This window comes from Sphingomonas sp., assembly GCF_019746015.1.
In the GTDB taxonomy this organism is placed as follows: domain Bacteria; phylum Pseudomonadota; class Alphaproteobacteria; order Sphingomonadales; family Sphingomonadaceae; genus Sphingomonas.
On the sequence record NZ_JAIESM010000075.1, the window covers coordinates 1 to 18781 of the forward strand.

20 protein-coding genes and 1 pseudogene are annotated in these 18781 nt (G+C 68.5%); 7 read left to right on the forward strand and 14 right to left on the reverse strand.

All coding sequences use genetic code 11. The annotated features are described in order from the left end of the window. Positions 1-59 precede the first annotated feature (59 nt). The 3 genes from K2Y03_RS10805 to K2Y03_RS10815 form a co-directional block, all read right to left on the reverse strand. Positions 60-314 (reverse strand): hypothetical protein, encoded by a 255-nt coding sequence (locus tag K2Y03_RS10805; RefSeq protein WP_294090679.1) that lies wholly within the window; start codon positions 312-314, stop codon positions 60-62. A 558-nt stretch (positions 315-872) separates the two neighbouring features. Then, entirely contained in the window at positions 873-1139 is a 267-nt protein-coding gene (locus K2Y03_RS10810; RefSeq protein WP_294090680.1) for a hypothetical protein, read from the reverse strand. Between the two features lie 232 nt (positions 1140-1371). Next, entirely contained in the window at positions 1372-2124 is a 753-nt protein-coding gene (locus K2Y03_RS10815; protein ID WP_294090681.1) for a metallophosphoesterase, read from the reverse strand. 113 nt (positions 2125-2237) lie between these two features. Between K2Y03_RS10815 and K2Y03_RS10820 the strand changes: the two genes are divergently transcribed. Further along, positions 2238-3227, forward strand: a complete 990-nt coding sequence (locus tag K2Y03_RS10820) for a peptidase M48 family protein (RefSeq protein ID WP_294090682.1) — start codon at positions 2238-2240, stop codon at positions 3225-3227. Here the strand turns inward: K2Y03_RS10820 and K2Y03_RS10825 are convergent. From K2Y03_RS10825 to wecB, 3 genes are read right to left on the reverse strand one after another with little or no spacing between them, the layout of a single operon-like run. After that, a complete protein-coding gene (locus tag K2Y03_RS10825) occupies positions 3212-4183 on the reverse strand; it encodes an NAD-dependent epimerase/dehydratase family protein (RefSeq protein ID WP_294090683.1) in 972 nt (323 codons plus the stop codon). The two genes, K2Y03_RS10820 and K2Y03_RS10825, sit on opposite strands and share 16 nt — an antisense overlap. A 36-nt stretch (positions 4184-4219) precedes the next feature. After that, entirely contained in the window at positions 4220-5515 is a 1296-nt protein-coding gene (gene wecC / locus K2Y03_RS10830; protein WP_294090684.1) for a UDP-N-acetyl-D-mannosamine dehydrogenase, read from the reverse strand. Continuing rightward, positions 5499-6641 (reverse strand): non-hydrolyzing UDP-N-acetylglucosamine 2-epimerase, encoded by a 1143-nt coding sequence (gene wecB / locus K2Y03_RS10835; protein ID WP_294090686.1) that lies wholly within the window; start codon positions 6639-6641, stop codon positions 5499-5501. Before wecB ends, wecC begins: the two co-directional genes overlap by 17 nt. Positions 6642-6782: 141 nt before the next feature. On the opposite strand from wecB, the gene galU reads away from it, so the two are divergent. The 3 genes from galU to rfbB are packed head-to-tail and all read left to right on the forward strand — an operon-like array spanning position 6783 to position 9652. Further along, on the forward strand, positions 6783-7655 hold the full coding sequence (gene galU, locus K2Y03_RS10840; protein ID WP_294090689.1) for a UTP--glucose-1-phosphate uridylyltransferase GalU: 873 nt from the start codon (positions 6783-6785) through the stop codon (positions 7653-7655). 48 nt (positions 7656-7703) lie between these two features. Further along, on the forward strand, positions 7704-8585 hold the full coding sequence (gene rfbA, locus K2Y03_RS10845; protein ID WP_294090691.1) for a glucose-1-phosphate thymidylyltransferase RfbA: 882 nt from the start codon (positions 7704-7706) through the stop codon (positions 8583-8585). Next, a complete protein-coding gene (gene rfbB / locus K2Y03_RS10850) occupies positions 8582-9652 on the forward strand; it encodes a dTDP-glucose 4,6-dehydratase (RefSeq protein ID WP_294090692.1) in 1071 nt (356 codons plus the stop codon). Before rfbA ends, rfbB begins: the two co-directional genes overlap by 4 nt. Positions 9653-9842: 190 nt before the next feature. Here rfbB and K2Y03_RS10855 read toward each other — a convergent pair whose 3' ends face one another. From K2Y03_RS10855 to K2Y03_RS10870, 4 genes are read right to left on the reverse strand one after another with little or no spacing between them, the layout of a single operon-like run. Then, positions 9843-10202: a DsrE family protein gene (locus K2Y03_RS10855; protein ID WP_294090693.1), complete on the reverse strand. Its 360-nt coding sequence runs from the start codon at positions 10200-10202 to the stop codon at positions 9843-9845. Beyond that, entirely contained in the window at positions 10199-10948 is a 750-nt protein-coding gene (locus K2Y03_RS10860) for a HesA/MoeB/ThiF family protein (RefSeq protein ID WP_294090704.1), read from the reverse strand. Before K2Y03_RS10860 ends, K2Y03_RS10855 begins: the two co-directional genes overlap by 4 nt. Before the next feature lie 5 nt (positions 10949-10953). Beyond that, entirely contained in the window at positions 10954-11394 is a 441-nt protein-coding gene (dut, locus tag K2Y03_RS10865) for a dUTP diphosphatase (protein WP_294090705.1), read from the reverse strand. 35 nt (positions 11395-11429) lie between these two features. After that, positions 11430-12320, reverse strand: a complete 891-nt coding sequence (locus K2Y03_RS10870; RefSeq protein WP_294090694.1) for an SDR family NAD(P)-dependent oxidoreductase — start codon at positions 12318-12320, stop codon at positions 11430-11432. A 68-nt stretch (positions 12321-12388) separates the two neighbouring features. Between K2Y03_RS10870 and K2Y03_RS10875 the strand changes: the two genes are divergently transcribed. Further along, positions 12389-12982 carry a TetR/AcrR family transcriptional regulator gene (locus K2Y03_RS10875; protein WP_294090695.1) on the forward strand — a complete coding sequence of 198 codons (594 nt, stop codon included), beginning with the start codon at positions 12389-12391 and terminating at the stop codon, positions 12980-12982. Here K2Y03_RS10875 and coaBC read toward each other — a convergent pair. The 4 genes and pseudogenes from coaBC to K2Y03_RS10895 all read right to left on the reverse strand — a co-directional run bounded on the left by coaBC (position 12979) and on the right by K2Y03_RS10895 (position 17530). Beyond that, positions 12979-14139, reverse strand: a pseudogene (gene coaBC / locus K2Y03_RS10880) (bifunctional phosphopantothenoylcysteine decarboxylase/phosphopantothenate--cysteine ligase CoaBC). The gene K2Y03_RS10875 and the pseudogene coaBC sit on opposite strands and share 4 nt — an antisense overlap. After that, entirely contained in the window at positions 14136-15239 is a 1104-nt protein-coding gene (locus tag K2Y03_RS10885; protein WP_294090696.1) for a hypothetical protein, read from the reverse strand. Before K2Y03_RS10885 ends, coaBC begins: the two are co-directional and overlap by 4 nt. Before the next feature lie 7 nt (positions 15240-15246). Then, positions 15247-16782: a 2-polyprenylphenol 6-hydroxylase gene (ubiB, locus tag K2Y03_RS10890; RefSeq protein WP_294090697.1), complete on the reverse strand. Its 1536-nt coding sequence runs from the start codon at positions 16780-16782 to the stop codon at positions 15247-15249. Between the two features lie 16 nt (positions 16783-16798). Continuing rightward, positions 16799-17530, reverse strand: a complete 732-nt coding sequence (locus tag K2Y03_RS10895) for a class I SAM-dependent methyltransferase (RefSeq protein WP_294090700.1) — start codon at positions 17528-17530, stop codon at positions 16799-16801. Positions 17531-17657: 127 nt separating this feature from the next. Here K2Y03_RS10895 and K2Y03_RS10900 point away from each other — a divergent pair, with 127 nt between their 5' ends. Both K2Y03_RS10900 and mutM read left to right on the forward strand, forming a co-directional pair. Beyond that, positions 17658-17843 (forward strand): hypothetical protein, encoded by a 186-nt coding sequence (locus tag K2Y03_RS10900; protein ID WP_294090702.1) that lies wholly within the window; start codon positions 17658-17660, stop codon positions 17841-17843. A 35-nt stretch (positions 17844-17878) separates the two neighbouring features. Further along, complete coding sequence (mutM, locus tag K2Y03_RS10905; protein ID WP_294090703.1) at positions 17879-18694, forward strand: bifunctional DNA-formamidopyrimidine glycosylase/DNA-(apurinic or apyrimidinic site) lyase; 816 nt, start codon at positions 17879-17881, stop codon at positions 18692-18694. Positions 18695-18781: the final 87 nt, after the last annotated feature.

Genomic DNA, 18781 nt, shown 5'->3' on the forward strand with positions numbered 1-18781 from the left:
ACAAAGAAAAAGCGGCGACACAAAGTGCCGCCGCTCCTTCAAATCAAAGCTGTTGCAGCTTAGCGGCTGACAGCGCGGTTGCTGCCGGTGGTGCCAGCAACGATACCGGCGATCGCGCCACCAGCGGCGATCACGACAATGGCGATGATGCCAGCCTGGCTGATCTTGCCCTTCTTGCCCGACGGCGCAGCGGCAGTCATGCCCTTAACGGCGGGGGCGATCGACAGGCCAGCGGCGGGGCTCGCCGAAGCGGCGATCGGAGCAACAGCCATCGAGGCTGCGGCAGCGGCAACAAAAATCTTCGCGAAGCTCATCTCAGACTCCCTTTTTCTCTCACGGCCGACATGCCACGTCGCAGTGCGAAAGGCAACAGCGAAATCACTTTTCGCCAATTCCCTGAACGCAGCACCACTCAAGCCGCCGACGGCAAGGCTCCGATAGCGCGGTGCGGTGCAGAAATCACTAAGATTCTGCGCCAATCTATCCGTTTTGGTTGCGGCGCGGCATTCGTGCACCAGCCGGCACACCAGGGCGTCGCGCCGCAGCCCCTGGTTGCACGATCCGCGAGTTCGTCGCGCTTCGGGGCATCAAAATTGTGTAAATGCAATCTGTTGAGCGCCGTTGCTTGGCGAGCGTGGCAACGCCCATAGGGCGTGCCGGCAAGATGCGGGCAGTCATGGTTAACCCGGCGCTAATGGCCTACCCGTTTCGGGTGCGTCACGTGCGGCGCGCCCGCCTTCAGCGCCGCCTGGGCGATTCGGCTTCCAGATGATGCCGGCCGCCGGCGGTTCCAGCCGAATCACAGCCTGGGAGGCGGGCAACCGCTGGCGCCCGCCTCCTGCTCCCAGCCGTCAATGCGGCGGCCTTGCGGCTCAGCGGCTGACCGGGTTGTTGTTGCGGCTGTCGAGGGCAACCACCAGCGCGGCGATCGACAGGCCGACGGCCACCACGACGCCGGCGATCAAGCCGCCCTGGCCGAAGCGGGACTTCTTGCCAGCCGGCGCCGGCGCGATTGCCGTCTTGGCGGCAGGCGCGATCGACAGCCCGGCCGCCGGATTGGTCGATTGGGCCGCCGCTGCCACCGGGGCCACTGCCATCAGCGCTGCCGCCGTCACTGCGAGAAACTTGCCAAAGCTCATGTCGCACTCCCTTGTGCAAAAAGCGCAGCCATCAGGCCGCGACCGAACAGGGCGGCAAAGACGCTCTGCCGCCATCGAGTGCCGCCATTGGGGCGGTGCGGCCACAGCTCGTGCCGCACTTGCACAATTACCTGAGAATTCGACCTAAGTCACTGAATATATTTTATTTAATTCGGGTGCGAAACGATATTCAGAGGGTTTTTCGCGGCCCGGCGCGCAAGGGCGTTGCGGGTCAGGTGTTCACCAGCCAGCGCGCGCTCCCCTCCAGCCCCAGCGCGGTCAGCACGCCGCTCATATAGGCGCCGGTATCGATGCCGATTCGCGCCGGCGTCAGCTCGGCGGCCTCGCTGATGCTGTGGCCATGGACGATGACGCGCTCGTGCAGCTGGCGATGGTCGAGGAACGGCTCGCGGATCCAGCGCAGGTCGGCGACCTTCTGCTCGGCCAGCGGCACGCCGGGGCGGATGCCGGCATGGACAAAGGCATAGTCGCCGATCACGACCAGATCCTCGAACCGCTCCAGAAACGCACGGTGCGCGGCCGGCACCAGCGCGGGCAGCCGTTCGAGCAGTTCCTCATAATCGAGCGCGTTATACGCGTCCTCGCTCAGGCCATAGCTCAGGATGGTCTCGCGGCCGCCGATTCGGCAGAACATCTTCAGCGCGCGCAGATCGCCGGCCAGCGCGAGCAGGAAGACTTCCTCGTGATTGCCCATCAGGAAGCGCGTTTCGGGGAGCGCGCCGGCAATCTCAATCGCGCGCTCGACCACGGCGGCCGAATCGATGCCCCGGTCGACCAGATCGCCCAGAAAGATCAGCTGCTGCTGCGCTGGCCCACGCGCCGCATCATCGGCCTGAATCAGCTCGAGCAGTTGGTCGAGCAGGTCGCGCCGGCCGTGAATATCGCCGATCGCATAGACGCGTTGCCCCGCCGGAATGCCCGGCTGCGGTGCGCGCGACGTGACTTTCTTCAATAGCTTGAGCATCTTACAACATCAGCAACGGGCCGCACGGTCGGCGCGGCGGCTGTCGGCATAGCGCCATCGGCTTGCCGATTAGTGGATGACGCACCCGCGAACAACCAATAATGCATAGCGCCATGAAGGCGTTGATCCTGGCCGCGGCGCTGCTGGCGGCAGTTCCCGGCGCGGCAGTGGCGCCGGACAGCGAGGCACAGGCACTTGAGCAGCTGAATGCGGCCGACGCGCGGCTGGCGGCGCTGCTGTTCCGGCTGACGACGGCCAATGTGGCACTGTGCCGCGATCTGGCGCCGGCGCTGGGTGCGCGCTTCCATACGCTCGCGCAATATGCGCCGGCGGCGCGCCCGGCGGCGCGCGTGCGCTATGGCTTTGCCGCGCCGCAGGGGGTGGAGCTGGTGGTGCCGGGCAGCCCGGCCGAGGGGGTGGTGCAGCCCGGCGATTCGCTCACGGCGCTGAACGGCATGGCCGAGCCGGCCGAGCCGCCCGCCGATCAGGCCCCCGCCGCCGCCGGCCCGCGCGATGCCCTGCGCGCCCGGATCGCGGCCCTGCCGCCCACGGCGCCCGTTGCGCTGGCGATGATTCGCGGCGGCAGCCCGGTCAACGTGCAGCTGGCGCCACGCCCGGCCTGCCGCGCCGAGATCGACATCACGTTCGACGCCGACAGCTATTCGCTGGCGCACGGGATGATCGGTATCACCGACAAGGATCTGCGGCGCTTCGGCGTGGACGATCTGGCGGTCATCGTCGCGCATGAGCTGGCGCATGTCATCCTGCGCACCATTCCCCGGCTGGATGCGGCGGGGGTGAAGACGGGGCTGCTGATCGGCGAGCTGGGGCGCAATGCGCGGCTGCGCAAACAGGGCGAGCTGGAGGCGGACCGGCTGGCCGTCGCGCTGCTCTATAATGCCGGCTATCCGGCAGACCGGGCGGCGGCGTTCTTCGCCGGGCCGGCGCGGGCAATGGATTATGGCCTGCTGCGCGATCGCGGCACGCCCAGCCTGAAGGAACGGGTGGCGGCGACGCGTGAGGAGGCCGCACTCATCCCGCCCGGCACCCCGCGCCCCTATCTTCCGGCAATGCTGGCGGTGCGCGATCAGCCGATGCGGTAATGGCCGCGATACCAGTCGGCAAAGCGCGCCATGCCGGTTTCGATGGGCGTGGCCGGGCGATAGCCGGTCAGCGCCGCCAGCCGCGACACATCGGCATAGGTTGCGGTCACGTCACCGGGCGGCTTGGGCTTCATCACCATCTGCGCCGTCACCCCCAGCGCCGATTCGAGCGCGGCGATCATCGCCAGCACGGTTTCGGGGTGCGACTTGCCGATGTTGAGAACGCGGTGGCCGTGCCGCTCCGGCGGATGGTCTAGCGCGCCCAGAATGCCGGCGACGATATCGTCGATATAGGTGAAGTCGCGCGCCAGCAGCCCCTCGCCGAACACCTCGATCGGCTCGCCGTTCAGCATTTTTCGGGTGAAGCCGAAATAGGCCATGTCGGGCCGGCCCCAGGGGCCATAGACGGTGAAGAAGCGCAGTCCCGTCTGCGGAAAGCCGAACATGGTATAGCTCTGGCTCATCAGCTCGCACGCGCGCTTGGTGGCGGCATAGAGCGAGACCGGCGTCACCGTCGGGTCATCCTCGCGAAAGCCCGCGCCGTCGAGCGGGCGGTCGCCATAGACCGAGCTTGACGAGGCATAGACCAGATGGGTGAGGGCAGGGGCGTGCCGGCACCCCTCCAGCACCGCCAGATGCCCGGCCAGGTTCGACCGCTGATAGGCGTGGGGATTATCGAGGCTGTAACGCACGCCGGCTTGAGCGGCGAGATGGATGACGCGCGTGGCGCCGCTGCCGGTGATCAGCGCGCGCACCGCATCCGCCTCGGCAATGTCCATGCGGTGGAAGGTGAAGCCGGCGCGCGCGGTCAGCGTCGCCAGCCGCGCTTCCTTCAGCGAGACCTCGTAATAATCGTTTAGATTGTCGATGCCGATCACGGCCTCGCCCCGGTCGAGCAGCGCGTGCGCAACCGCATGGCCGATAAAGCCGGCCGCCCCGGTGACGATGATGGTCATGGCTTACCTATTGGCCGCTTCGCCGCGCCAGCGCAATCAGCTGGCCAGCCGCAGCACGGGGGTGAAATCGGGCGCCGGCTGATCGGGCCAGATGCCGCGCGTGTCATACACCGCCTTGGTCGCGCGCTCGTCGAGCGGCACCGATTTGAACACTTCATGGTCGACCAGCACGATCATCACCGGGCAGGTCTCGATCGCATCGTCGAGATCGATCAGCCGCGCCGCCGTGCCGTCGAACGCGGCCGGCAGCGTGCGGGCAAACGGCTCGACAATGCGGATGCGGTCGCCGAAGCGCCGGGCGAGCGTGGCCGCCACCTTCAGCGCGGGGCTTTCGCGGAAATCGTCGATATTCGCCTTGAAGGCCAGGCCAAGGCACGCGACCGGCACCGCCGGATGCGCCTCGATCAGCTGCGCGGCCTTGGCGATGGCATGGTCGCACTTGCCGTCATTCACCTCGCGCGCGGTGCGGATGAGCGGCGTCGCCTCGGGCGCCTGCGCGACCAGGAACCAGGGATCGACCGCAATGCAATGCCCGCCGACGCCGGGGCCGGGCGACAGGATGTTCACGCGCGGATGGCGGTTGGCGAGGCGAATCACCTCCCACACATCGACGCCCATCTTGTCCGCCACCAGCGACAGTTCGTTGGCAAAGGCGATGTTCACGTCGCGAAAGGCGTTTTCGGTCAGCTTGGTCATTTCCGCCGCGCGCGCGCCGGTGGTGACGCAGGCGCCGCGCACGAAGCGCCGGTAAAAGGCCAGCGCCTTGCGCGCGCAGCGCGGGGTGATGCCGCCGATCACCCGGTCATTGTCGATCAGCTCGACCAGAATGCGCCCCGGCAGCACGCGTTCGGGGCAATAGGCGATGGAGATGTCGGCCACTTCGCGCGCCAGCCCCGGCATCTTCAGATCGGGGCGCAGCTTGGCCAGCAGGTCGCGCACTTCCTCGGTCGTGCCAACGGGGGAGGTCGATTCGAGGATGACGACATCGCCCGCCTTCAGCACCGCCGCCACCGTCGTCGCCGCCTTCAGCACATAGCCGATATCGGGCTGATGCCCGTCCTTGAACGGGGTCGGCACCGCGATCACGAACACATCGGCCGGCTCGATCAGCGTCGAGGCGCGCAGATGGCCGCGCGCGACCACGCCGGAGACGAGGCCGTCCAGATCGACTTCCTCGATATGCACCTTGCCCGAATTGACCGTGTCGACCACGCTTTGCGACACGTCGACGCCCAGCACTTCCACGCCCGTGCGGGCAATCACTGCGGCGGTGGGCAGGCCGATATAGCCCAGGCCCAGGACGCAAACCTTGGTGTCAGAGCCCGAAACCATGCGCGACGATCCTCGCTATACGTGCCGATGCGTGGCCGTCGCCAAACGGGTTGTGCGCGCGGGCCATCGCCTGATGCGCGGCATCATCGTCGGCCAGCGTAAAGATTTCGGAAACGATGCGATTTTCGTCGGTGCCGATCAGCCGGGCGGTGCCGGCGGCCACCCCTTCCGGGCGTTCGGTGGTCTCGCGCATCACCAGCACCGGCTTGCCGAGCGCGGGCGCTTCTTCCTGCACGCCGCCCGAATCGGTCAGCACGATATGCGCCATCCCCAGCGCGCGGACGAAATGCGGGTAATCGAGCGGATCGATGCGCGCGATGTTGGGCGCATGGCCCAGCACCCGGTCCATCACCGCCACCACATTGGGGTTGGGGTGGACGGGAAACAGGATGGCCAGATCGTCGCGCGCGGCAATGCGGGCCAGTGCGCGGGCGATGCTTTCCATCCCGCCGCCGAAATTCTCGCGCCGGTGCGTCGTCACCAGCACGATGCGCCGGCCGGCAAAACGCTCGGCCACCGCGTCGAGCCCGGCAGCGAGCCCCGGCTCCGCCGCCAGCCGCGCCTGCGTCGCCAGCAGGGCGTCGATCACGGTGTTGCCGGTCACATGCACCTGGTCTGCCGCGATATTCTCGCGCAGCAGCGCGTCGGCGGCGGTCTGGGTGGGGGCGAAATGCTGGTCGGCAATCGGCGCCACGATCCGCCGGTTCACTTCCTCCGGAAAGGGCTGATAGATGTCGCCCGAGCGCAGGCCGGCCTCGACATGCGACACGGGCACGCGCCGGTAATAGGCGGCGAGCGCGCCGACCATGGCGGTGGCGGTATCGCCCTGCACGATCACCCGGTCAGGCATTTCGGCGTCCATCACATCGCCAAGGCCGGTCAGCAGCCGCGCGGTCAGCCGGTCGAGCGTCTGCCCCGGCTCCATCAGGTTCAGGTCCACGTCAGCGGTGATGCCGGCGATCTGCATCACCTGGTCGAGCAGCCCGCGATGCTGCGCGGTGACGCAGGTGCGCACCGTCATGCCGCCATGCGCCACCAGCGCGCGGACGACGGGAAACAGCTTGATCGCTTCCGGCCGGGTGCCGAACACGACAAGGATTTTGGGCGACGAAACTGCACTGGCCATGGCGCAACTGCTTAGCCCCACACGCTTAAGGCCGCGCTAACATCAGCGGGTCAGCGCCGGCCGCAGCGGGGGCGCCACATCATCGCCGCATTTGCGATAGAGGCGCCCGCGGCTTATGACGTTTCCCATGGAGTTTGCGGCATGACGATCAAACCGCTGCGCAAGGCGGTGTTCCCGGTCGGCGGGCTTGGCACCCGCTTTCTGCCGGCGACCAAGGCGATGCCCAAGGAAATGCTGCCCGTCGTCGACCGGCCGCTCATCCAATATGCGGTCGACGAGGCGATCGAGGCCGGCATCGAGCAGATGATCTTCGTGACCGGCCGGGGCAAATCGGCGATCGAGGACCATTTCGACATCGCCTATGAGCTGGAAACCACGCTGGTCGCGCGCGGCAAGTCGCTCGATCTGCTTCACCAGACGCGGCTGACGCCGGGCGCGGTCGCCTATGTCCGCCAGCAGGAGCCGATGGGGCTTGGCCATGCGGTGTGGTGCGCGCGCGACATTGTGGGCGATGAGCCGTTTGCCATCTTCCTGGCCGATGAACTGCTGATGGGCGAGCCCGGCTGCATGAAGCAGATGGTCGATGCCTATCACCGCACCGGCGGCAATCTGGTCTGCGGGTTCGAGGTGCCGCCGGCGGAAACCGACAAATATGGCATTATCGAACCCGGCGCCGAGCATGGCGCGCTGGTCGAGGTGAAGGGGCTGGTGGAAAAGCCGCGCGCGGGCACCGCGCCTTCCAACCTGATGATTCCGGGGCGCTACATCCTCCAGCCCGAGGTGATGCGCGTGCTCGAACATCAGGAAAAGGGCGCGGGCGGCGAAATCCAGCTGACCGACGCGATGGCCCAGCTGATCGGCAAACAGCCCTTCCATGCGCTGCGCTTCAACGGCCAGCGCTTCGATTGCGGCGACAAGGCGGGCTATATCCAGGCCAATCTGGCGCTGGCGCTCGCCCATCCCGAAATCGGCCCCAGCGTGGAAGGGTTCGCCCGGCGGATGCTGGGCGCCTGAGCCGGGCTCCAGCAAAGGCTTAACGTTTCGCTGCTATCGAACGCCCTTATGCAGGGGGGCGAGCGCAAGGGAATCATCCTGGCGGGGGGCAGCGGCACGCGGCTCTATCCGGCGACGCTTGCCATTTCCAAACAGCTGCTGCCGGTGTTCGACAAGCCGATGATCTATTATCCGCTGTCGGTGCTGATGCTGGCCGGCATCCGCGACATCATGATCATTTCCACCCCGCGCGACCTGCCGATGTTCCAGCTGCTGCTGGGCGATGGCGCGGCGTTCGGCATCCGCCTCCATTATGCCGCACAGGACCGGCCCGAGGGGCTGCCCCAGGCCTTCACCATTGCCGAGGAGTTTCTGGCCGGCGGCCCCAGCGCGCTGATTCTGGGTGACAATATCTTTCATGGCGACGGGTTGGCGGCACAGCTGCGCGCGGTATCGGCGCGCCGCGAAGGGGCGACCGTGTTCGCGCACCAGGTGGCCGACCCGGAGCGTTACGGCGTCGTCGCGTTCGATGCGGCCGGCCGGCCGGCGCGGCTGGTGGAAAAGCCCGCCACGCCGCCCAGCGATTGGGCGCTGACGGGCCTGTATTTCTGCGATGGCGAAGCGCCGGCGCTTGCCCGTGCACTCACGCCCTCGGCACGCGGCGAGACCGAGATTGTCGATCTGCTCAGCGCCTATCTGGCGCGCGGCACGCTCGATGTGGCGCGGCTGGGCCGGGGCTTTGCCTGGCTCGACACCGGCACGCATGAATCGCTGCACGAGGCGGCCTCGCTGGTCCGCGCGATCGAGCATCGCCAGGGCGTGAAGATCGCCTGCCCGGAGGAAATCGGCCTCGACCTTGGCTATCTGTGCGCGGAACAGGTGCGCGCGCGTGCCGAGGCGATGGGGCGCACCGGCTATGCCGATTATCTGCGCCGGCGGGCCGCGGCATGAGCGAGGCGCCGATCCGGCTGACGATGGGCGCGGCGCCCGCCCGGCGCACGGTGATGATCACCGGCGGCGCCGGGTTCATCGGCTCGGCCGTGGTGCGGGCGATGGTGGCGGACGGCTCATGCCGGGTGATCGTGCTCGACGCGCTGCGCTATGCCGCATTGCCCGGCGCGCTCGACAGCGTTGCCGCCCGGCCCAATTACCGTTTCGTCCATGGCGATATCGGCGACCGCGCGCTGGTGGCGCGGGTGCTGGCCGAGGAACAGGTCGATGCGATCATGCACCTGGCCGCCGAAAGCCATGTCGACCGCTCGCTGACCGGGCCGGGCACGTTCATCGAAACCAACATCACCGGCACCTTTCACCTGCTGGAGGCGGCACTGGCGCATTGGCGGCGCCTGCCGGCCGGGGCGCAGGCGCGCTTCCGCTTCCACCATGTCTCGACCGATGAAGTGTTCGGCGACCTGCCGTTCGACGACAGCCGCTTTGCCGAAGACTCGCCCTATCGGCCCAGCTCGCCCTATTCGGCGTCGAAGGCGGCGGCCGATCATCTGGTCCGCGCCTGGCACCGCAGCTATGGCCTGCCGGTTATCATCACCAATTGCTCCAACAATTACGGGCCGTGGCAGCATGAGGAAAAGCTGATCCCGCTGACCATTGCCAATGCGCTCGCCGGGCGGCCGCTGCCGGTCTATGGCACCGGCGCCAATGTGCGCGACTGGCTCTATGTCGACGACCATGCCCGCGCGCTGATCGCGGTGCTGGAGCGGGGCGCTGTTGGCGAAACCTATCTGATCGGCGGGCGCGAGGAACATTCGAACATCGCGGTCGTCGCCGCGATCTGCGACCTGCTCGACGAGATGGCCCCGCGCGCCGATGGCCGCCGCCACCGCACGCAGATCAGCTTCGTGGCTGACCGGCCCGGGCATGACCGGCGCTATGCGATCGACCCGTCGCGGATCGAACGGGCGCTGGGCTGGCGCGCGGCAATGCCATTCCGCGACGGCCTGATCGCGACAATCGACTGGCAGCGCGCCCGGATGGCGGGGGGACAGGCACAGGTTGCGTGATAAAACTAATTAAAACAGTATTTTGATGTCTTGTTGAGGCGGCGCCAGCCCGCTCCCCCACCCGGCCGCCCATCGGTAGTATCGTGTGGGCGGCCGGGTGGGGGAGCGGGCCGGCACCGTAACGGTTTCAGCCCGGCTGAAACCGTCTCCATCAAAGCGCAGCGTCGTTACACCGCGTTTTCAGTATCTATCAAACAGTCAACCAACGCGCCTCGCCCAGCGTCGCGGCAAGGCCCATCAGCCCGCCGGCCTCCACCCCCGGCACCAGATCGGGCAGCGTCAGCCCGGTCAGCGCCAGCCCGGTCTGGCAGGCGATCAGGCTGACACCGCTCTCCACCGCCATCGCCAGCAGCGCGCGGCGGTCGGGCAGGCCGGCGGCGGCCAGCGCTTCGGTCTCGTCATCGGCGCGGGGTGCGGCGGCCAGCAGCGCCACCGCCCGCTCCTGCGCGAACAGCGTCGCCGGCCGGCCCAGCGCGCTTTCGGCCAGCGCCAGCGAGAGCGCTGCCCGCCCCCGCGCGCCATCGTCGCTCAGCAGCAGGATCAGCGTCATCGCCCGCAGCCCGGGCAGCCCGGATCCTTGGGCAGGCGCAGCGTGCGGAAGCGGAAATCGCGGGCATCGGCGATCAGCAGCTGCCCGGCGCTCTCCGCCCCGAACGGCACGATCTGACGGATCACCTCCAGCGCGGCCAGGCTGCCCATCACCCCGGTCATCGCGCCCAGCACGCCATCCTCGGCACAGCTGCCGGCGTCACGGTCCGGCGCGGTGCCGACCAGGCAGCGATAGCAGGGCTTGTCCGCCTCCCACCCGCGAAACACGGCGAGCTGCCCCTCAAACTGGCCGATCGCGGCGGAGACGAGCGGAATGCGCGCGGCGTGCGCCGCATCGGCCACTGCCAGCCGGGTGGTGAAATTGTCGCACCCGTCCAGCACCACATCGGCACCGGCGATGAGGGCGGCGGCGTTCTGTGCTGTCAGCCGGGCGGCAATCGCCTCCACCCGCACATCGGGATTGAGCCGGGCAACCGCCGCCGCCGCCGCCGCCACCTTCGCCGCGCCGACATCGCCGGTGCCGAACAGGGTCTGGCGCTGCAGATTGCTGAGGTCGACCCGGTCATCGTCGATCAGCACCAGCGTGCCGATGCCGGCGGCGGCCAGATACTGGATCGCCGGGCTGCCAATGCCGCCAGCGCCCACAATCGCCACCCGCGCCGCCAGCAACCGCGCCTGCCCCGCGCCGCCAATCTCCTTCAGGATCAGGTGGCGGGCATAGCGGTCGAGCTGGGCATCGCTCAGCATCGCGGTCACAACCCGGTCGAGCCGAAGCCGCCGGCGCCGCGCGCGGTTTCGTCCAGCGCCGCCACTTCGACCAGGGCGGCGCGCAGCACCGGGGCGGGCACCAGCTGGGCAATGCGGTCGCCGCGCTTCACCACGAACGGCTCGGCGCCCAGATTGGCGAGGATCACCTTCACTTCGCCGCGATAGTCGCTGTCGATCGTGCCGGGCGTGTTGAGGCAGGTGACGCCCGCCTTCAGCGCCAGCCCCGATCGCGGCCGCACCTGTACCTCATAGCCTTCGGGAATCGCCATCGCGAAGCCGGTCGCCACCGCATGGCGCGCACCCGGCGCTATCGTCACATCTTCCGCTGCCACCACGTCCATCCCCGCCGCGCCGGGCGTTGCATAGGCGGGCAGGGGCAGGTCAGCGCCATGCGGCAGGCGGAGCAGGGGAATGGTGATCGTCATGCCCGCCCGTGTAGCGCCACGGCGCGCGTGCGTCATCAGGGTGTGGGGTCAAGGCCCACCAGCGCCGCCGAATCCGCCCAGAGCCGGCGCACGGCCACATCATCGCGCGCCAGTTCGGACGGGTCGGGCCATGTCAGCCTGGCCTTGCGCAACGCGGCATAGACCCGGTCGCCCGGTGCCGTGGCGGTGGTCGCCAGGTCGAACAGGCCGCGCCCCGCATCGTCCAGCCGGTTCATCGTCCGCGACCAGCGCACCGCCAGCGGCAGCAGCGGCCACAACAGCATGCGCACCACCCAGGGCTGGTTGCGCACCAGCCCGGTGCCCGGCGTCAACCCCGGATCATAGGCAAAGACGCGCCAGTGATTCGCCGCCGCTTCCGGGCTCGCCGCCAGCGCCTGCGCGGTCATCATGTTGCATAGCTTCGAACTGGCATAGGCACGCATGCCCGCCGTCGCCGACATCCGGTCCAGCGCGGGGTCGGTTTCCGGGTGGGCGAGCAGGCGGGCATCGGCATGGCGCGGCGGCGGCACGCCGGTCTTCTCCGCCGGATCGTGCGTGCCGCTGGACGTGATGACGATGCGGGCATCGGGCGCGAGGCGCGGCATCAGCAGGCGCAGCAGCAGATAATGCGCCAGATGGTTGGTGGCGAAGGTCGCCTCGAACCCGTCCGCCGTCCGCTGGCGGACGCTGGGCAGCTGCCCGCCCGCATTCAGGATCAGCCGGTCGATGGGGGCGTCGGGCAATCTTGCGGCAAAGCCATGGACGCTGGCGAGGCTGGCAAGGTCGAGCGGTGCCGCCGTCCATCCCGCCGGCACATCGGCGGCAGGCCGCGCCCCCATGATCCGCACGCCATCGTCCTGCCCGGCGATCAGCGCGGCGGCCACGCGCCCGATCCCCTTCGTTCCTCCGGTCATCACCGTCAGCATGCGCTATCCTTACAATGTAAAGTTTGTGCCGTATAGATTTGCGCGCGGCGCCATGTCAACAAGTGCCGATGACACGGCCGGCCTATCATCATGGCGAGTTGCGTGCCGCGCTGATCGCGGCGGCGCTGCGCGTGCTGGAGGGGGAGGGGCCGCAGGCGCTCTCGCTTCGCCGGCTGGCGCGTGAAACCGGGGTCAGCGCGATGGCACCCTATCATCATTTTGCCGGCCGGGCCGAGCTGCTGGCGGCGGTTGCGGCCGAGGGGTTTCGCCGGTTGCAGGCGGAAAAGACCGGCGTTCTGGCGCTTGCCGAACATGATCCGGGCGCTGCGCTGGTGGCGGGAAGCGCGGGGTACGTGGCCTTCGTGCTCGCCAACCCCAATCTCTACCGGCTGATGAAGGGCGCGGACTTCGCCGATGCCTCCGCCAGCGCCGAACTGAGCGCCGCCGTCGCGGCACCGGCGGAAAGCCTGCGCGGATTGATCCGCCGGCTGTGCCCGGCCGATGCCGACGCGGCGATCGAAGCGAAGGGCAAGGTGATGTGGGGCCTGGCGCACGGCCTGGCGCTGCTCGCGCTCGACCGGCAGCTGGTGGAGGCCGAAGCGCTGGCGCTGGCGCGGCAGGGCGCACAGGCACTGGTTGCCGCCTGGGCGGCGCGCGGCTAGCCCAGCGCCGCCGCGATCCGTTCGGCCAGGCGCGCGGCGACGGCGTCCTTGGCCATTGCCGGCCAGCTTTCCACGCCAGCGGCGGTCACGATGTGCACCGCATTGTCATCGCCGCCCATCACATTTCCCGAAACGTCGTTGGCGACGATCCAGTCGCAGCCCTTGCGCGCGCGCTTGGCCTGGGCATGGGCGATCACCTGTTCGGTCTCGGCGGCAAAGCCGATCAGCAGGCGCGGGCGGCGCGGGCTGCGGGCGAGCGTTGCCAGAATGTCGGGGTTCTCGATCAGCTGCAGCGCCGGCGGGCCGCCCGCGCCCTTCTTGATCTTCTGCCCGGCGGGGGCGACGCGCCAGTCGGCAACCGCCGCCACCAGCACGGCGACGTCAGCGGGGAGTGCCGCCTCCACCGCTGCCGCCATGTCGAGCGCGGTCTCGACATCGACCCGGTCGACACCGGCGGGGGTGGGGAGCGCCACCGGCCCGGCGATCAGCGTCACCCGCGCGCCGCGCGCGGCAAGCGCGGCGGCAATAGCGAAGCCCTGTTTCCCCGACGAGCGGTTGGCGATGTAGCGCACCGGGTCGATCGGCTCATGCGTCGGGCCGGCAGTGACGATGGCGTGCATTCAGCCGGCCAGCGCGTGCGCAATCGCGGCGACGATGGCGTCCGGCTCGGGCAGGCGGCCGGGGCCGAACTCGCCGCACGCCATCGGCCCCTCGTCGGGGTCCATCACCAGCACGCCGTCGCCCTTCAGCGTGGCGATGTTGCGCTGCGTTGCCGGGTGCTGCCACATGCGCACATTCATCGCAGGCGCGGCCAGCACGCGCTTGTCGGTTGCCAGCAGCAAGGTGGTGGCCAGGTCGTCGGCAATTCCGGCTGCCATCTTCGCCATCAGGTCGGCCGTTGCGGGGGCAACCACCACCAGATCGGCCTCGCGGCTCAGCTGGATATGGCCCATTTCGGCCTCGTCCTTCAGGTCCCACAGGCTGGTATGCACCGGCTGTTCGGAGAGTGCGGCCAGCGTCATCGGCGTGATGAACTGCGCGCCGCCCGCGGTCAGCACGCAGCGCACGCCATAATCGGCCTTGCGCAGCAGGCGGATCAGCTCGCACGCCTTGTACGCGGCAATGCCGCCTCCCACGATCAGCAGGATCTTCTTCATCGCCTCAGCCTTGTCACGGTGATGCGCCGCCTGTCCATTGCCGCTGCGGCCAGATCGCGCAGCCCGTCGGGTGCGAACACCAGCCCCAGCGGCAACAGCGGCGCCGCCATCAGCCCCCAGTAAAAGGTGTCGGCGCGGCCGAACAGGCTGATCAGCACGGCATAGCCCGCCAGCACCGCCAGCACGCGCAGCGCCAGCGGATCGCGCCAGCTCGCCCAGCCGAACAGCGCAAGCCCGACCAGCATCGCGCCCAGCCACAGCGGTGCTGCCGCGAGCGCCGTCGACATGGTCATGGTGCGCACGAAGAAGCCGGGGCCGAGCAGGCCGCTCCAGCCCGGCGAGGCCGGATCGGTGATCGTCACCACGCGCGAGACCGCCCAGGCATGCGCCATGATGACGAGCGCGAACACACCCAGCGCCGCGGCCCAGCCCAGCGCCTCCCGCCGGGCGCCGCTCATCCAGGCGAGGGCGGCCATGATCAGCACATAGAGCGCCGCCGTCTCGCGCAGCAGCATCGCCATCAGCGCAAAGGCGACCGCGTCGCGCCACTGATCCGGCCGGTACAGCGCCAGCGACAGCGCGATCAGCAGCCCGGCCCAGATTTCGTGAAAGCCCGCCAGCTCGACCTGCAGATTGGCGGTCATGCCGGCCAGCAGCAGCAGGAGGCCGGCGACCCAGGGCAGCGCCCTCGCCACACCTTCGCGCAGCCGCACCGCCCAGGCGAGGATGACGCCCAGGCACAAAGTGTAGAGCAGCGCGCGGAGCAGCGCCGCCGGCAGCGCCGCCTGCAACAAGGCGAGCGTGGGCAGGCGGAAGGTGACGAAGGGCCGGAGCGGATAGTCACCCTCGCGCAGGGCCTTGGCGGTGACCCGGTAATAATCGCCACCGCCGCGCACCCCGGCGGCGATATGCTCGTATAGCTCAAGGTCGGTCTGGCCCGGTCCGGTACTCAGGCGGGGTGCTGCGCCGGGCGCCAGCGCGGTCAGGCACAGCGCCAGCAGCAGCGCGAGCGCGACCAGCACCCCACGCGCCTGAGCGTAGCGCAACGTCGCAAAGCGCGACGGCGCGGTCAGCCAGAGCGGGGCAGCAGGCCGGGGCATCGCCCCCCTAGTGCAGCATCAGCCAGGTGGCGGCAATGCCCGCGCCGGCCGACGCCAGCGCGACCGCGACATAGCGCCAGCCGCCGCCAATCCGCACCAGTTCGATCTCGCGCAAGGGGGGCGCCGGGGGGGCGCCGCCGGGCGCGGGGAAATGCCGTTCGATATTGCGGACCAGATCGGGCAGCCGGGCGAGCGTCTTGATGTCCGCCATCAGCCGGTCGGCGATGGCGGTCTCGGGGCCAAGCTCGGTGCGGATCCATTCGCGCACGAACGGTGCCGCCGTCTCCCACATGTTGATGTCGGGGTCGAGCCCGGTGGCGACGCCTTCCACCATCACCATCGTCTTTTGCAGCAGCAGCAGATGGGGCTGGGTCTTCATGTCGAAGTCGCGGGTGATGTTGAACAACCCCTCCAGCATGTTGCCGACCGACATTTCCTTCACCGGCATGCCGCGCATCGGCTCGCCCACCGCCCGCAATGCCGTGGCGAACTCGCCGACATTGTGGTGCGGCGGCACATAGCCCGCCTCGAAATGGATTTCGGCCACGCGCCGGTAATTGCCGGTGATCAGGCCGTAGAGGATTTCCGCCAGCCACACCCGCGCGCGCCGGTCGATCCGCCCCATGATGCCGAAATCGATGGCCGCCACGCGCCCGTCCGGCAGCGCGAACAGATTGCCCTGGTGCAGATCGGCATGGAAAAAGCCCTCGGCAATCGCCTGGCGCAAAAAGGCATGGACCAGGATTTCGGCCAGCCGCTTGGGATCATGCCCGGCCGCGATCAGCTCGTCGCGCTTGGAAATCTTGATGCCGTCGATCCATTCCAACGTCAGCACGCGGCCGGTGGTGCGCTGCCAGTCGATTGCGGGCACGCGGAAATCGGGTTCCGCCGTCATCGCCTCGGCCAGTTCGGAGGCGGAGGCCGCCTCGCGCCGCAGGTCGAGCTCGCGCGCGGTCCAGCGCTTGAAGGTCTCGATCACCAGCCGGGGCTGGAGCCGGCTGAGCTCGCCGCCGAACGATTCGAGCTGGGCCGCGGCCCATTCATAGGTGTCGATGGCGCGGGCGAATTCGTCCTCCACGCCCGGGCGCAGCACCTTCACCGCCACGGTGCGCCCATCGGTGGTGACGGCGCGGTGCACCTGCGCGATCGAGGCAGCGCCCACCGGTACCGGGTCGATCGAGGCGAACAGCTCGCCCAGCGGTCGGCCAAAGCTTTTCAGCATCGCCGCCTCCACCGCCTTGAACGGCAGCGGCGGCACCGCGTCCTGCAGGCGTTGCAGGTCGTGGGCGGCTTCCTCGCCGATCAGGTCGGGCCGGGTAGCCAGCGTCTGGCCCAGCTTGATCGCCGGCGGGCCGATCGCTTCCAGCGCGTCCGCATAGGCCGGGATTTTGGGCACCCGTGCGCCCAGCCGGGCGATGCGGCACAGCCGGCGCACGGCGGGCGGCGTGTTGGGGTCGCGCTCGATCCCGCGCAGCGCGCCATGTCGGGCGAGCGTGCGGCCCCATTTCAGGAGCCGCCACAGGTGAATGGCGGGCGCGGTCATCGGATCGTGGCCAGGCTCAGATCTTCCAGCCGCTATGGATGGCGACCAGCCCGCCCAGCAAAGGCTCCACCGATACGCGCGTGAAGCCTGCCTGTTCGATCATGCCGGCAAAGGTCGGCATATCGGGAAAGCGGCGGATCGATTCGATCAGATAGCGATAGCTGTCGCCGTCCTTGGCCAGCATCTGCCCCAGGCGCGGCACGAGATGGTGGGAATAGGCATCGTAAATGTCATTGAAACCCGGCCACTGGGTGGTCGAGAATTCCAGGCAGAAGAAGCGCCCGCCACGCTTCAGCACCCGCTGCGCCTCCGCCAGCGCGGCCGGGATGTCGGTAACGTTGCGGATGCCGAACGCGATTGTATAAGCGTCGAAGAACCGGTCGGGGAAGCTGAGCTGTTCGGCATTGGCCTCGGTCCAGACCAGCCCGTCAATGCCGCGCTTGGCGGCACGGTCCATGCCGACTTCCAGCATTTGCGGGTTGATGTCGGCAACCGTGATCGCCGCCCCCGATTCGGCCAGGCGAAAGGCGATGTCGCCGGTGCCGCCGGCCATATCGAGGATCGTCTCGCTCATCTGCGGCTTCACGCGGCGGACGAAGCGATCTTTCCAGCGCCGATGCAACCCGGCCGACATTGCATCGTTCATCAGGTCGTAGCGGCGCGCGACGCTGCTGAAAACCTGGCCGACGCGCGCCGTTTTTTCCGCTGGCGCAACCTGCTGATAGCCGAAGGAGACCGTCTCGTTCATACCGCCCGCTCTAGCGAAGCCCGCGCGCCGGGGCAAACGCCGATATGGCCGTTACGCAGGACGATGGGCCTATTGTTTCAACTTGCGGATTGGCGCGAATCAACTATGCGGATAGCAATCAAACCAATTGACCGGCGCATCTATTGGCATTCTAATGGCTAGTTTTTTTGAAAAGTATGAAATCGCGTTGATTGTTGCGGTGGTGCTGCTGCCACTGGCCGTTTTCGGCGTGATCGAACTGATCGGGTACCGCCGGCGCCAGAAGGCAAAGGCAATCGCGACGCGGAGCAAGAACGCGAGTCGAAACCGCTGATCGCACATCCCAGCATGATCGCAGGTTAGGGCAAGATGCCTGAACTGCCCGAGGTGGAAACAACCGTGCGCGGGCTGGGCCCCGCGCTGATGCTGGCGCGCATCACCGTGCTGGAAACGGCGCGGGACGGGTTGCGCCGCCCATTCCCCCCCGACCTTGCCCAGCGGATGATCGGCGCGCGCGTTACCGGGCTTGGCCGGCGCGCCAAATACGGCCTGATCGCCACCGACCGGGGTGACACGATGATCTTCCACCTGGGCATGTCGGGGCGCTGGCGGGTGGACCCGGCTGCACCCTGGCCGCATGATCATCTGCGGCTGGAAACCGAGGCGGGTCGGGTGCTCGTGCTGAACGATCCCAGGCGTTTCGGCTCGGTCGATCTGGTGCCGACGGACGCGCTCGCTGCCTATCCGGCGTTCGCGGCGATGGGCCCCGAGCCGCTCGGCCCGGATTTTTCGGCCGATCATCTGGCGCGTGCGTTCGAGGGGCGGGTAGCACCGGTCAAGGCACTGCTGCTCGACCAGCGCGTGGTGGCGGGGCTGGGCAACATCTATGTGTGCGAGGCGCTGCACCGCGCCGGCATTGCCCCGGCTCGTGCCGCCGGGCGCATTGCGACCGCGCGGCTGGCGCCGTTGGCAGAGGCGATTCGCGCGGTGCTGACCGAAGCGATAGAGGCCGGCGGATCGACCCTGCGCGATTATGCCCGCCCCGATGGCGAGCTGGGCTATTTCGCCAAGGACTGGCGCGTCTATGGCCGCGAGGGGGCGCCTTGCCCGGCCTGTGGCAGCGCGGTCAAACGGCGCACCGAGTCGGGGCGATCCAGTTTCTGGTGCGCGCGCTGCCAGCGCTGACGGACAATACGGTAGTGTCTCAGTTTGAATTTTCGGCGCTGCGCTTTTTGTATGGCCCGCGCTTTGCCGGTGCCGGTGCCATTGCGT